Source organism: Duganella guangzhouensis (genome assembly GCF_009674535.1).
Taxonomy (GTDB): Bacteria; Pseudomonadota; Gammaproteobacteria; order Burkholderiales; family Burkholderiaceae_D; genus Rugamonas; species Rugamonas guangzhouensis.
Window position 1 is genome coordinate 1 of record NZ_WKJK01000016.1, and the last position, 12,437, is coordinate 12,437.

The following is a 12,437-nucleotide window of genomic DNA, read 5'->3' on the forward strand; positions in this document are numbered from 1 at the left end:
CTAGCAATGCCACGTCGATCACTCCGATCTCCTGCCGAAAAGACAGGGGGAATTGTGCTACTAACGTGGGTCAGATTCCGTTGCAAATTCGTGGGAAAGGTGGGTCAGATTTCAGTGCAACTTAACACTCAGCGAAAGCATCCCAAGTCAGCCCCGGATGTGTAACCGATAACTGCTTTCGTGCATTGGACAACCAAGCTTTTTGATCTTGACCTTTACCCATAAGGCTCTGCGACACTGAGGAATAAAATATTGACTTAATGTAAATGTTATTTATTTACCGCCATCTTTTTCTTTCCTGAAGAATAACCGATTGCCATTAGGAAAATTATCACCAATTGTCACAATTTTCGTGGATTTTGTTCGCCTAAAGCATACAGAGCGCGAAGTTTAATTCTTTTGAATTGATGCCTAGGATTTTGCAAATCGATGCCATAAAAGGAAGTTCTAGCGTGTTGCCCTCGCGCGAGCTGAGCGTTCCTCTAGACATCGTCGCGTCCATAGTGCATTGTGGAAATGGCTTTCCATGATTCAAATAGCTTCAACGTCCGCTTTCGCTAGCAACCCTGCATATGGGGCAGTCTGACGCAATCGATTGGAATTTTCATCTCGGCCTGTCATTACAGCGAACACCTGCTGGTCCGTACCGCTGGTCAGAAACTGGCGCCATTCCTCGAATGCAGATATCCATGTTGTCACGGTGTTTTTTATCCGCCAAGAATCGCCGTTGAGAGTTCAGCAACCGCCGGCAAAGGTTTACCACCGCGAGCGCTTAACTTTGACAATTTCTCAAAAAATGCGGATGACGATTCAGCTAATAAGCTATTGTTTTTACTATGTTTAGGCGTGAGTGTAACTTTGACGATGGCCATTGGCACCTCGGCCCATCGGAAAGTGGTTGATATCTTTTTTGCCATCTTGCTGAACCATTACCAGTATCGCCTGTCTGACACTAAGTCTGCGGTGCCACCGAACGACACCGGCGCCGTGACGCGATGATCATTCGATAGCTCAACTGGAGGTTCGCCATGCCTGATCCAAGAAAACTCGGTGCCGTTGCCAAGCACACGCTTACCGTCGCCGATACCGGAAAGACCTTGTCTGAAGACTCAAAACTACGCCTTCGATCGCAACTGAAAAACGCACTGAGCGCCGAGCTGGCCGCTCACGGCGCCACGCACGGGCTCAAGCCGGGCGACACCGTCGCCATCAGCAGTTCGGTCGGGCAAAACATCAGTTTCTAAGCGCGTCCGTCAGGCGCGGGGGAATCATTATTCCCCCGCGCCTGGCTGCGTCTTCATTTCCACGTCAATCAGGAGTGCTCAACATGGCTGAGCAAATCAACTTCGCCGGCTTTTCCTGTCCCCACGTCGGACTCGACCAGGATCTTCTCGATCTGATCGTCACCGATCATGCCGACCACCTCATCGCGGTTTTGCTGGAACGCCACCGCAGCGCGCTCGCCGAGGCCGCCGCCGGCCTGGACACGCTATTCGATAGCTGGCTCACGCGCGATAACCCGCCCCAATTCAACACTGCCTGGCATGCCGCCTTCGGCGATGTCCATGCGCTGCTGCTGTCGGAAGCCAAAGACGACCTGCCGCGCAGTGCGGCGGCGCTCGGCCTGCGCCTGAACGAATGCGGTCATGGCGGCAGCTGGCAAACGCATTTGCCGGCGCCGGCCTCGCTACGTTTCGCGCAGTGGGTGCTGCCACGCGCAGACGCGTTGGAAGTCGATGCCACGCAAGGCAAGATCGCATTGCGACTGAGGACCAATGGCCACTGGCGCACGCTGCACTTCCAGCGCGCGGCGCAGGGCAACTGGTCTGCGGGCGAGTCGCGCTTGCTAACCCCATTCCAGTCCAGCGGCCATCCGGATTTTCATTTTCAGATTGCCTCCGACCATGCCTTGTCGCCCTCCGCCGCCGGGCGCCTGCTGCATGCCGATGCCTATCAGTTCGACCACAACGACATGCAATGCAACGCGGCGTGGCCGGCCATCTGCCAGCAGGCACTGGCGCTGCTGGCGGCCACCTCGCCCAGCTACGTCACCTGGGTCGACCGCGTGCTGCGCGATCTGGTGCCGCTGCGCGCCAGGCCGGCGATGTTCAACAGCGGCAGCGAAAAGTATTCCCCTGGCGTGATCTGCGTCTGCGACCACCCATATCGCTGGCCGCTGGCCGAGATGCTGGTGCACGAAGCCAGCCACCAATACCTGCACATCATCAACCGCCTCGGTCCAATCGACGATGGCAGCGATAGCCGCCTCTACTACTCGCCATTTCGCAACAAGGAGCGGCCGATCTTTTACATCGTCGCGGCCTACCACGCCTTTGGCAATGTGCTGCTGTTTTACCGCAACGCGCGCGCGCTCGGCATGGTGCCCGATCACGAGTTCCGCGCCGACGCCTTCATCCACCGCGAGCGCACGCTGGAAGCACAGCTGCGCCAGCTTGAAGCCCCGCTGCAGAACAGCGGTGCCTTGACCGAGCTTGGCAACGCGCTGTGGGAACCGCTCCACCAGGCGCTACAGCACCCTGGAAGCGATCACCGGAGCATGCCCTCATGATGACGCTGGAACAAACTATCACCCCGCCGCTCTCCAGCAAGCCGGCGCCCAGCTTCAAGCTGGCCCTGGTGTGCATGCCCTTCGCATCGGCTGACCGGCCGTCGATTCAGCTGGGTTTGCTCGGCGCGATCGCGGAACAGGCCGGCTTCGAAGTCGATCTGCTGCACTTTAATCTGGACCTGTCGGCCCAGCTCGGCCCTGAACTCTATGAGCAATTGTGCGAGCGCCGTGCGCACATGACGGGTGAATGGCTGTTCGGTCCGGCCGCATTCGGCGCGGCCACGCCGGCCGATGAAGCGGCCTTTCTGCGCGATTTTCCCAGTGAGCTCAGCTGGATCGAGGGCTTGGGCAAGCAGGCGGATTATCTGACCGAACTGCGCCAGCGCATCCTGCCCCGCTTTATCGCGCGCAGTTTCGAGGCCATCGACTGGAGCGCCTACCGGCTAGTGGGCTTCAGCTCGATGTTCCAGCAAAACGTGGCCTCACTGGCGCTGGCGCGCCGCATCAAGGATGCCTGCCGCGATGTGGCCATCGTGTTCGGCGGCGCCAATATGGAAGGCGAGATGGGCCGGGAATATGCGCGCGCCTTCGACTTCCTCGATTACGTCGTCTCAGGCGAGGCCGATCTGGCGTTTCCCGCATTGCTGCGGGCAATCGCACGCGGCGAACGGTTGCCGCGCATCGGCGGCGTGACGGCGCGCGGCGGTGCATCTCTAGTTGACGGCGGCGAGTCGCAGCCGGTACTCAATCTGGACGCCCTGCCGGTTCCCAACTACGCCCCCTACTTCGAACACGCCAACCAGCTCGGCCTGGGTGAGCATTACAGCCCCACCTGGACTCTGCCCTACGAAAGTTCGCGCGGCTGCTGGTGGGGGCAAAAACACCATTGCACTTTTTGCGGCCTGAACGGAAACGGCATGGTCTACCGCGCCAAGCAAGCGCCGCGCATGCTGGCCGAGCTGGCTGAACTGGCGGACAAACACCGCATCTGCTCCTTCATGGCGGTCGATAACATCCTCGACCTCGATTATGTGAAACAGCTGTTCGGCCCCATCGAACAGGCCCGGCTCGATTACTGTTTCTTCTACGAGGTCAAAGCCAATCTGACGCGCGAACAAATCCACGCGCTATACCGTGGTGGCGTGCGCCGGGTTCAGCCCGGCATTGAAAGCCTGAGCACGCCGATCCTCAAGCTGATGCGCAAGGGCAGCACCATGTTGCAAAATGTGCGCTGCCTGAAGTGGTGCGCCTACTACGGCATCGGCGTCAACTGGAACCTGATCTGGGGCTTTCCCGGAGAAACCAGCGCCGACTACCAGCGCGAGCTGGAAGTGCTGCGCTGTCTCACCCATTTCGAACCACCGGTCGCGGGTGGCCGCATCTGGCTGGAGCGATTCTCGCCGCACTTCAACGATCCAGCCTTTCCGGTCACCGAGATGCGGGCCGAAGCCAGTTATGCCCACGTCTACCCGTCCCATGTGGACTTGATGAAGGCGGCCTATTTCTTCGACTACGAAATGGGCGACACGGTGAGCAGCGCGGTCCACGCGGCCACTAATCAGCATATCGAACAATGGAAACAGGCATGGCGCGAAGGTGTCCGACCGAGGCTGGCCTATCGCCGCATCGATGGCGCGATCCTGATCGATTTCAACCGTGGCCCTGGGCAGAGCGGCACTTACCGCATCAGCGGCGTCAATGCCGAGATCTACACCTATTGCAGCGAGACCATGCGCTCGCCCGCGCAGGTGGCCGACCATCTGCTCACGCTGTCCGATGACAACCAGTTCGAGCTGGCCGACATCCGCGATGCGCTCGATGAATTCTGCGGCGCCGGTCTGATGCTCGGTGAGGACGATAAATATTTGAGCCTGGCGCTGCCAGCCAATCCCAACTGGTGAGGAGCAACACATGCGCATCAACCGCCTGGGCAATACCGACCTGCTGGTGTCGGAACTCGGCTTCGGCGCTTTTGCCATCGGCGGCAACAGCACCGGCAACAGTTACGGGCCAACCAGCGACCAAACCTCGATTGCCGCCATTCATGCGGCGCTCGATCTTGGCATCACCTTCTTCGATACCGCCAATGTGTACGGCAATGGTCACAGCGAAACGCTGCTGGGCAAGGCGCTGCGGCTGGCCGGCAGCCGCCATGCGGTCGTCATCGCCAGCAAAGTGGGTGGGCGTTTCAGCGATGGCGATACCGATCAAACCTGGTCGCCCGGCTATATCGAGGCCGCGCTCGATGCCAGCCTGGCGCGGCTAGATCGCGACTATCTCGATCTCTACCAATTGCACAACCCGCCACCGGAAGTAGTCGAGCGGGGCGAAGTGTTTGACGTGCTGGCGCGCTTGCAAACGGCCGGCAAGATACGCCATCACGGCGTATCGATCCACACGCCGGCGGACGGGGAAATTTGTCTGCGCGATGGCCGGCCGCAAACGCTGCAACTGGTGTACAACCTGTTCTCGCTGCTGCACCCGGAAACTTCGCTGGACGTGCTGTTCGAACCGGCCATGGCGCAGGGCGTGGGCGTGATCGCGCGCGAGCCGCTGGCGGCAGGCTATTTGTCCGGACGACATGCTATCGACACCCACTACGGCCCCGGCGACAATCGCGGCCGCTGGCCGCAGGCTCGGCGACAGCTGTTCTGCACGCTGGTCGAGGCAGTGCGGCGACTGGAGCAGCCTGGCATCACGCTGGCTCAGGCTGCGCTGCGCTTCGTGTTGGACGAGCCCGCTATCGCCACCACCATCGTCGGCATCAAGACGCCCGAGCAGGCTCGCGAGAACGCGGCGGCGACCGCCTTGCCCCACTTTCACCAGCTGGAGCTGGCGACAGCTGACTGCGACATGCGCTGACTCATCCAAAGAGAGGCGCCTGCCCATATCCTATGCGATTGTCCCGAGCATGCACCGCTTGCGATGATGAAACCTGAAAAACGCCCGTGTTTACACACTTCATTTCAGGAGAATTATCATGACTGTTATCCGTTCCGATCTGGTCTTGTCGCAATCCGCGTTCAGCCACATCATTGATGTGCCGTTCGAAAAGGTCGACATCGCCAAATGGCTGTTCACGCTGCCGGATGCGGAGTACCAGCGTTGCGCCCCACCAGACCATATCGCCGCTGGCGCCACTTACACCGATGATGGCCGCCGCATGTCGATCAATGTCGAAATGATCGGCACTGGCCTGGTGGTGCAGCACTACGTGGGTGAAGTCACCGAAGCCGCGCATTGCCGCATGGTGTCGACTTCCGATGTCTTCACGCCGCTTGGCCGCACCAAAGTGCAGGTGATCTGGGATCTGAGCGCGAAAAAGATCGACGCCCACCGCACCGAGTACACCAACGCAGTGATCTCGCATCCGGCCGAGGAATTCCTGGCCTTCATCAAGCAGCACGACATTTCGTGGGAAAAGGCTTGCTCGGATCGCCAGCAATCCTCCGGCGATCACAATCGTCGCGAAACGCCACTGTTCGCTGAAAGCATCGCCCGCGCTGCTCTCGCCCGCCCGATCAAACGCCAGGATCTTTGAACTTCTCGATCTTGTCGAACTCGACGTTGTACATGCCGCCATTGACCTTCTCGGCTTTGCGGTAGTACACGTCCTGCACCATGTCGCGGGTGGCTGCGTCGATTTGCACCGGGCCGCGCGGGCTGATCCAGGCCATGCCTTTCATCGCTTCCAGCAGCTTGTCGCCACTGCTGTCGCCGCCGGTTTTGGCCAGCGCCAGGTAGAGCAGCTTCATGCCGTCGTAGCCGCCCACCGAATGCATATTCGGCCGCATGCCCTTGTTGGCTTTTTCAAACGCCGCCACATATGCCTTGTTCTCCGCCGATGGGTGCGCGGCCGAATAGTGGAAGGTGCTGACCACGCCATCCGACGCGCTGCCGATGCTCTCCATCAAATCGTCATCCAGCACGTCGCCGGTGCAAATCAGGCGGATGCCGGCCGCGCCCAGTCCGCGATCGGTGAACTGCTTCATCACCGCCGCGCCCTCGCCGGACGGCACGAACACGAACAGCGCATCCGGCTTCAGATCCTTCACCCGCGCCAGGAACGGCGCGTAATCCGGATTGCGCAGCGGCGTGCGCAGACTGTCCAGTACCTTGCCGCCGCCACTGGTGAAGCGCGGCACAAAGGTCTTTTCCGCATCCAGGCCGGGACCGTAATCGGTCACCATCGTGACCACACTCTTGATCTTGTTCTTCGGTGCCCAATCGGCCAGCGGCGCGGTGATCTGCGGCACGGTGAAGCCGCTGCGCACGATGTATGGCGAACGCTGCGGGATGATCGAGGTGGCGGCCGCCATCACGATCATCGGCACCTTGGCCTGGGTGGCGATCGGCGCCGTGGCCAGCGCCAGCGGGGTCAGGCCGAAGCCAGCCAGCACTTCGACCTTGTCGCGCGATACCAGCTCCTGCGCCAGCCGCTTGGTGACGTCCGGCGACACGCCGCCGTCATCCTTGAGGATCACTTCAATCTGGCGCCCGGCCACCGTGCTGCCATTCTGCTGCAGGAACAGTTTGACGGCGGCGTCGATCTGCCGGCCGGTGGACGCGAACGGGCCGGACATCGGCAAAATCAGCCCCACCTTCAACGGCCCCGAACTGGCGGCCAGGGCGCTGGGCAGCACGCCGCTGGCCAGCATGGCGGCGCCGCCCAGCATCAGTTGGCGGCGTTGTGTATCGATCGGTTTGGACATCTTGTCTCCTTTGATTTTTTACTAGATGACCCCGGCAACCGGGAGGATGAAAACACACTTCAGGCAACCGACACCAGCCGATCCAGCTGCGCGTTGTCGGCCAGCAGACTGGCGCTGTCGGATTCATGAACAATGCGGCCGCGATCGAGCACGATGGCGCGCGCGGTCAGCGACAGCGCTAGCCGCGCATGCTGTTCGACCACGATCACCGTCATGCCCTCTTCCGATACCAGCCGCCGCAGCACCCGCACCAGCTCCTGCACGATGATGGGTGCCAGCCCTTCCATCGGCTCGTCCAGCAGCAGAATGCGCGGGTTGGTCATCAGCGCGCGGGCGATGGCCAGCATCTGCTGCTCGCCGCCGGACAGCGCATTGCCCATGTTCTGACGCCGTTCCTGCAGACGCGGGAACAGCTCGTAAATTTTGCGCAGGTTCCACGGCCCCGGCCGCGCCACCACGGTCAGGTGTTCTTCCACCGTCAGCGAGGGGAACATGTGACGCTCCTGCGGCACCCAGCCCAGGCCGACGCGGGCGCGCTTCCAGGTCGGCAGCCGCGCCAGATCGGCGCCGCTCCAGCGTAAGCTGCCGCTATGCAAACGGGTCAGTCCCATCAGCGTCACCAGCAGGCTGGTCTTGCCGACGCCGTTGCGGCCCAGCAGTGCCAGGCTGTCGCCCTCGTTCAGCGCGAACGAAATATCTTCCAGCACCACGGCGGCGCCATAGCCGGCGCTCACCCGCTCCAGTGTTATCAGTTCAGGCATGTTCGGCCTCTCCCAGATAGACTTCGCGCACGCGCGGATCGGCGGCGATTTGCTCCGGCGTGCCCTCGGTCAGCACCTTGCCGGCCACCAGTACCGTGATGCGTTCGGCAAAGCGGAACACCAGTCCCATATCGTGCTCGATGAACAGGATGGTGACGTCGCGCGGCAGTTGCGCGATCACCTCGAACAGTTCGCGGCTTTCGGCCTGCGGGATGCCGGCGGCCGGCTCGTCCAGCAGCAGGATCTGCGGCTTGGTGGCCAGCGCCAGCGCGATCTCGACCAGGCGCTGCTTGCCGTAGGCCATGCTGGCGGTGATGGTGTTGGCCTGATCGGCCAGCTTCAGCGAAGTCAGCAGCGCCATCGCCTCGTCCACCACGTCGCGGTGCGCGGCCACGGTCTTCCACCACACGTGGTGCAGGCCGCGCCGCTCGTTAATCGCCAGCACCACCGAGGCCAGCACCGTCATGCCACCGAACAGGGTGTTGATCTGGAAAGTGCGCGTCATGCCGCGCTTGACGCGCTCATGCTGCGACAGGCCGCTGATGTCGCTGTCGCCCAGCCACACCTTGCCCGAGGTCGGCGCAAACGCGCCGGTCAGCAGGTTGATGAAGGTGGTCTTGCCGGCACCGTTAGGGCCGATCAGCGCGTGACGCGCGCCCGGTTCGAAGGTCAGCGAGACATCAGTGTTGGCGGCAAAGCCGCCCCAGCGTTTGCACAGCAGCTCGGTGCGCAGGGTCGGCGTCATGCTTGCTCCTTGACGAACACACGGTACAGGCGCTCCAGCCCGGCCATGACGCCGCCGCGCGCAAACATTACGATCAGCACCAGCAGCAGGCCCAGGTAAAACTGCCAGTAGGTCGGATCGAGCCCGGCGATGTAGTCCTGCGCCACCATGAACACGGCAGCGCCGACCAGCGCGCCGTACAGGCGGCCGGTGCCGCCCAGCACCAGGATAATCATCAACTCGGCCGAACGCGGGAAGCTCAGCACGTCCAGCGCGACGAATTGCGTGGTTTGCGCCAGCAGCGCGCCGGCAACGCCGGCCAGCCCGGCGCCGACGGTGAAGGCGGCGCGCAGCCGGCTGTTGACGTCGGCGCCCACGGCCGGCATGCGGCGCGCACCTTCGCGGATGCCCACCAGTGACAGGCCGAATGGCGACTGCACCACACGCCGCACGCCTATGAACAGCAGCAACAGCACGCAGTAGCTATAGATGCTGGCCACCCGGCCCTCCAGGTCGAACTCGAACACGCCCAGCACCGGCTGGACCATCATGCCGGACAGGCCGTCGACGCCGCCGGTAAGGAAGGATGCCTTGTTGGCCGCTTCAAACAGCATCAGGCCGATGCCCAGCGTGACCATCAACCGGGTCAGATCCTGACCGCGCACCACCAGGAAGCTGGTGATCCAGCCAAACAGCGCGGCCACGGCGGCGGCGGCCAGCAGACCGCTGATCGGCTCGCCCCAGCCGTGCACTGACAGCAGGCCGGCGGTGTAAGCACCCAGCCCAAAGAAGGCGGCGTGGCCGAGCGAGACGATGCCGGCATAGCCGAGGATAACGTCCAGCGACAGCGCGAACAGGCCGACAATCAGGATCTGGCTGAGCAGCACCAGATGGCCGGGGAAACCAAAGTAAGCAGCCACCGGCAACAGCCAGAACACGATTTCCATCGGCTTCCAGCGACCATCAGGCAGGCGCGGCGGCGGCAGCACGGCAGTGACGCCACTCATGCCTTCCTCCTGACCAGACCCGCCGGGAAGGCGATCAGCAGCACCACCATCAGCGCGTAGATCACGAACGCGCCCATCTGCGGCACATAGTATTTGCCGGCCACATCGCACACGCCCAGCACCAGCGCGGCCAGCAGCGGACCGCGTATGGTGCCGGCGCCGCCCACCGCCACCACCAGCAGGAAGTACACCATGTATTTGACCGGGAAATTCGGGTCCAGCCCCAGCACATCGATGCCGAGCGCGCCACCCAAGCCAGCCAGGCCGGAGCCCAGCGCAAACGTCATGCTGAACACCAGTCCGACATTGATGCCCAGGCCGGCCGCTGCCACCTGGTTATCGACCGAGGCGCGGATCTGCGCGCCGAAGCGGGTACGCTCAATCAGCAGCACCAGGCCGATGGTCACCAACACCACCGCACCGATCAGGAACAAACGATAAGCGCCCAGATCCAGCCCCAGCACAGGAATCTGGCCACGCAGCCAATCCGGCAGCGTCACCGGCTGCTGGCTGGGGCCAAAGAAGTAGGTGGCGCCGGCCATCGCCATAAAGGTCAGGCCGATCGAGAACAGCACCTGGTCCAGATGGGTGGCGCGATACAGACGACGGTAGAGAGTACGTTCCAGCGCCAGGCCGGCGATGGCGGCGGCCACGAAGGCCAGGGGAAGTGTGGCGAGGAAGGGCAGTCCCAGTCGCGTCAGCAACTGCACGCAGACATAACCGCCCAACATGGCAAAAGCGCCATGCGCCAGGTTGACGAAGTTCATCAGGCCCATCGTCACCGACAGGCCCACTCCGATCAGAAACAGCAGACTGCCATAAGCGATGCCGTCAAACAGCACACCAAGGAAATTGCCCATCATGACTCACTCACTTTCATAAAGAAAGTGACGAGCATGGTCCAGCGAATGCCATCGGCCATCCGTGTCTCCTTAAGATTATTCTTGCGTAATCCTGTATTTATGCCTCGATTCTCATCTAATTCAGGAATCGAGGGGCGGAAAATACAGGTTTATTGCGCGAATTTGCTTATCGGAGGGACCGAAACCAACAGTGGAACCGTGGGTCAGATGTAATAGATCAGCGCGGCAACGGCGACGATCAGGCCCACCTTGGTGGCCTTGTAGGCGCTCTTGTTCCACGCCTTGTAGCGGCGACGGTACTGGCCCATGACGAACGAGATCTTGAACAGCTTGCTCACCAGACCGGTCTGGTCGCCGGTCTCGTTGGGCGAGCTGGCGGCGGTCATCATGGTGCGGCCGAGGAAGCGGTTAATCGCCGCCGCCCAGCGGAAGCGCATCGGCCGTTCGACGTCGCAGAACAGAATCACGCGATCGATATTACTGCCGTTGAGCGCCCAGTGAATATAGGTCTCGTCGAACATCACACCCTGGCCATCGCGCCAGCTGTGGCGCTCGCCGTCGACATCGATGAAGCAGCTGTCGTCATTCGGCGTGATCAGGCCCAGGTGATAGCGCAGCGAACCGGCATACGGATCGCGGTGCGGATTCAGCTTGGCGCCCGGCGGCAGCTCGGCAAACATCGCCGCCTTCACCGTCGGGATGTTGCGCAGCAGCGCAAAAGTCTGCGGGCACAGCTGCTCGGCCGATGGGTGGCTGGCGTCGTACCACTTCAGGTAAAAGCGCTTCCAGCCGCTCTTGAAGAAGGAATTGAAACCGGCATCGTTATTCTGCTCGGCCGCCTTGATCTTTTGCAGCGCCAGCAGGTTCTCCGCTTCGGCGCGGATGATTTGCCAGTTCTGCTGCAGCGGATCGAGTTCCGGGAACTGGCGCAGGTCCAGATACGGCTTCGAAGGCGCGCGCGAGAACACGTGCATGAACAGATTGATCGGCGCCATGAACGACGAGTGGTCGAACAATTGACGCGCGAACGGCAGCCGCACTTTGCCGCGGAAGTGAATATGCAATACTGCTAAAAAGAAAAAACCAACTAAGGCTAATTTCATAGCCCCTCTACTCTCTGAATGAATGGACCTTCTATTATCGCATCATCTCCCGCGATTTGCTCAGCAGCCCCTCTTCCGGCCGGCTGTTAAGTTGCGTGCAACTGACTAAACAGCCATGCAAAAAGCGGCTACGGATTGAAAAGTCGGCGCGTCGGCGGTACATTTTTCGCTACTACAAAAATCACACTGGAGACACCCATGACTAACCGTCGCAGCGCGCTGGCGGCCCTGGCCGGCCTGGCCGCAGGGCTGATGCGCCCCGCCCAAGCTCAAACGCAAACCCAACCTTTCGTCGTGTACGACGATGAACTCAAAAACGGCTGGCAAAGCTGGAGCTGGGCCAAGGTCGACCTGAGCGTGCCGGTCAGCGGCGCCAAGCCGATCAAGGTGCAGGGCGATCCGTGGAGCGCGCTGGCCCTGCATCACGATGCCTTCCCCACCACCGGCTACACCAAGCTGACCTTCACCATCAACGGCGGCGCCCAGGGCGGCCAGAGCCTGACCATCAAGGCCATGGTCGACGGCAAGCCGGTCGAATCCAGCTACGTGATCCAACCCAAGGCCAAGACCTGGGCCCAGGTGGAAGTGCCGCTGAAGGAACTCGCGGTAGACGGCAAGACCATCGACGGCATCGCCTGGCAGGCGCAGGCCAATCCGTACAGCGCTTACTACATTACCCGCATCCAGTTCGAATAAGC

Annotated in this window: 13 protein-coding genes; 6 read left to right on the plus strand and 7 right to left on the minus strand. The window is 61.5% G+C overall.

Annotation, left to right across the window (positions count from 1 at the left end; all coding sequences use genetic code 11):
* Window positions 1-707: 707 nt before the first annotated feature.
* On the minus strand, window positions 708-872 hold the full coding sequence (locus GJ699_RS25165; RefSeq protein ID WP_154381537.1) for a hypothetical protein: 165 nt from the start codon (window positions 870-872) through the stop codon (window positions 708-710).
* 156 nt (window positions 873-1,028) lie between these two features.
* Between GJ699_RS25165 and GJ699_RS25170 the strand changes: the two genes are divergently transcribed.
* The 5 genes from GJ699_RS25170 (at window position 1,029) to GJ699_RS25190 (ending at window position 6,110) form a co-directional block, all read left to right on the plus strand.
* Window positions 1,029-1,244 (plus strand): hypothetical protein, encoded by a 216-nt coding sequence (locus tag GJ699_RS25170; RefSeq protein WP_154381539.1) that lies wholly within the window; start codon window positions 1,029-1,031, stop codon window positions 1,242-1,244.
* A gap of 83 nt (window positions 1,245-1,327) precedes the next feature.
* Window positions 1,328-2,569 carry an aKG-HExxH-type peptide beta-hydroxylase gene (locus tag GJ699_RS25175; protein WP_154381541.1) on the plus strand — a complete coding sequence of 414 codons (1,242 nt, stop codon included), beginning with the start codon at window positions 1,328-1,330 and terminating at the stop codon, window positions 2,567-2,569.
* Window positions 2,566-4,470, plus strand: a complete 1,905-nt coding sequence (locus GJ699_RS25180) for a RiPP maturation radical SAM C-methyltransferase (RefSeq protein WP_154381543.1) — start codon at window positions 2,566-2,568, stop codon at window positions 4,468-4,470. Before GJ699_RS25175 ends, GJ699_RS25180 begins: the two co-directional genes overlap by 4 nt.
* Window positions 4,471-4,480: 10 nt before the next feature.
* The gene (locus GJ699_RS25185; protein ID WP_154381545.1) at window positions 4,481-5,431 is read left to right on the plus strand and encodes an aldo/keto reductase; all 951 of its coding nucleotides are present in this window, start codon (window positions 4,481-4,483) and stop codon (window positions 5,429-5,431) included.
* 118 nt (window positions 5,432-5,549) lie between these two features.
* Complete coding sequence (locus GJ699_RS25190; protein ID WP_154381547.1) at window positions 5,550-6,110, plus strand: hypothetical protein; 561 nt, start codon at window positions 5,550-5,552, stop codon at window positions 6,108-6,110.
* Here the strand turns inward: GJ699_RS25190 and GJ699_RS25195 are convergent.
* The 6 genes from GJ699_RS25195 to lpxO all read right to left on the minus strand — a co-directional run bounded on the left by GJ699_RS25195 (window position 6,091) and on the right by lpxO (window position 11,739).
* Entirely contained in the window at window positions 6,091-7,281 is a 1,191-nt protein-coding gene (locus GJ699_RS25195; protein ID WP_154381549.1) for an ABC transporter substrate-binding protein, read from the minus strand. The two genes, GJ699_RS25190 and GJ699_RS25195, sit on opposite strands and share 20 nt — an antisense overlap.
* Window positions 7,282-7,340: 59 nt before the next feature.
* Complete coding sequence (locus GJ699_RS25200; RefSeq protein WP_154381551.1) at window positions 7,341-8,042, minus strand: ABC transporter ATP-binding protein; 702 nt, start codon at window positions 8,040-8,042, stop codon at window positions 7,341-7,343.
* Window positions 8,035-8,787, minus strand: coding sequence for an ABC transporter ATP-binding protein (locus GJ699_RS25205; protein ID WP_154381553.1), 753 nt, complete (start codon window positions 8,785-8,787; stop codon window positions 8,035-8,037). The genes GJ699_RS25200 and GJ699_RS25205 overlap by 8 nt, the downstream gene beginning before the upstream one ends.
* Complete coding sequence (locus GJ699_RS25210; RefSeq protein WP_154381555.1) at window positions 8,784-9,773, minus strand: branched-chain amino acid ABC transporter permease; 990 nt, start codon at window positions 9,771-9,773, stop codon at window positions 8,784-8,786. Before GJ699_RS25210 ends, GJ699_RS25205 begins: the two co-directional genes overlap by 4 nt.
* Window positions 9,770-10,636: a branched-chain amino acid ABC transporter permease gene (locus GJ699_RS25215; protein ID WP_154381557.1), complete on the minus strand. Its 867-nt coding sequence runs from the start codon at window positions 10,634-10,636 to the stop codon at window positions 9,770-9,772. Before GJ699_RS25215 ends, GJ699_RS25210 begins: the two co-directional genes overlap by 4 nt.
* Before the next feature lie 203 nt (window positions 10,637-10,839).
* Entirely contained in the window at window positions 10,840-11,739 is a 900-nt protein-coding gene (gene lpxO, locus GJ699_RS25220) for a lipid A hydroxylase LpxO (protein ID WP_154381559.1), read from the minus strand.
* 198 nt (window positions 11,740-11,937) lie between these two features.
* Between lpxO and GJ699_RS25225 the strand changes: the two genes are divergently transcribed.
* Window positions 11,938-12,435 (plus strand): hypothetical protein, encoded by a 498-nt coding sequence (locus GJ699_RS25225; protein WP_154381561.1) that lies wholly within the window; start codon window positions 11,938-11,940, stop codon window positions 12,433-12,435.
* Window positions 12,436-12,437: the final 2 nt, after the last annotated feature.

What these genes read in the sequence shown, in the direction of transcription:
- GJ699_RS25165 (WP_154381537.1), bottom strand. Translation starts at nt 872, where the DNA reads ATGGCCATCGTCAAAGTTACACTCACGCCTAAACATAGTAAAAACAAT.
- GJ699_RS25170 (WP_154381539.1), top strand. Translation starts at nt 1,029, where the DNA reads ATGCCTGATCCAAGAAAACTCGGTGCCGTTGCCAAGCACACGCTTACC.
- GJ699_RS25175 (WP_154381541.1), top strand. Translation starts at nt 1,328, where the DNA reads ATGGCTGAGCAAATCAACTTCGCCGGCTTTTCCTGTCCCCACGTCGGA.
- GJ699_RS25180 (WP_154381543.1), top strand. Translation starts at nt 2,566, where the DNA reads ATGATGACGCTGGAACAAACTATCACCCCGCCGCTCTCCAGCAAGCCG.
- GJ699_RS25185 (WP_154381545.1), top strand. Translation starts at nt 4,481, where the DNA reads ATGCGCATCAACCGCCTGGGCAATACCGACCTGCTGGTGTCGGAACTC.
- GJ699_RS25190 (WP_154381547.1), top strand. Translation starts at nt 5,550, where the DNA reads ATGACTGTTATCCGTTCCGATCTGGTCTTGTCGCAATCCGCGTTCAGC.
- GJ699_RS25195 (WP_154381549.1), bottom strand. Translation starts at nt 7,281, where the DNA reads ATGTCCAAACCGATCGATACACAACGCCGCCAACTGATGCTGGGCGGC.
- GJ699_RS25200 (WP_154381551.1), bottom strand. Translation starts at nt 8,042, where the DNA reads ATGCCTGAACTGATAACACTGGAGCGGGTGAGCGCCGGCTATGGCGCC.
- GJ699_RS25205 (WP_154381553.1), bottom strand. Translation starts at nt 8,787, where the DNA reads ATGACGCCGACCCTGCGCACCGAGCTGCTGTGCAAACGCTGGGGCGGC.
- GJ699_RS25210 (WP_154381555.1), bottom strand. Translation starts at nt 9,773, where the DNA reads ATGAGTGGCGTCACTGCCGTGCTGCCGCCGCCGCGCCTGCCTGATGGT.
- GJ699_RS25215 (WP_154381557.1), bottom strand. Translation starts at nt 10,636, where the DNA reads ATGATGGGCAATTTCCTTGGTGTGCTGTTTGACGGCATCGCTTATGGC.
- lpxO (WP_154381559.1), bottom strand. Translation starts at nt 11,739, where the DNA reads ATGAAATTAGCCTTAGTTGGTTTTTTCTTTTTAGCAGTATTGCATATT.
- GJ699_RS25225 (WP_154381561.1), top strand. Translation starts at nt 11,938, where the DNA reads ATGACTAACCGTCGCAGCGCGCTGGCGGCCCTGGCCGGCCTGGCCGCA.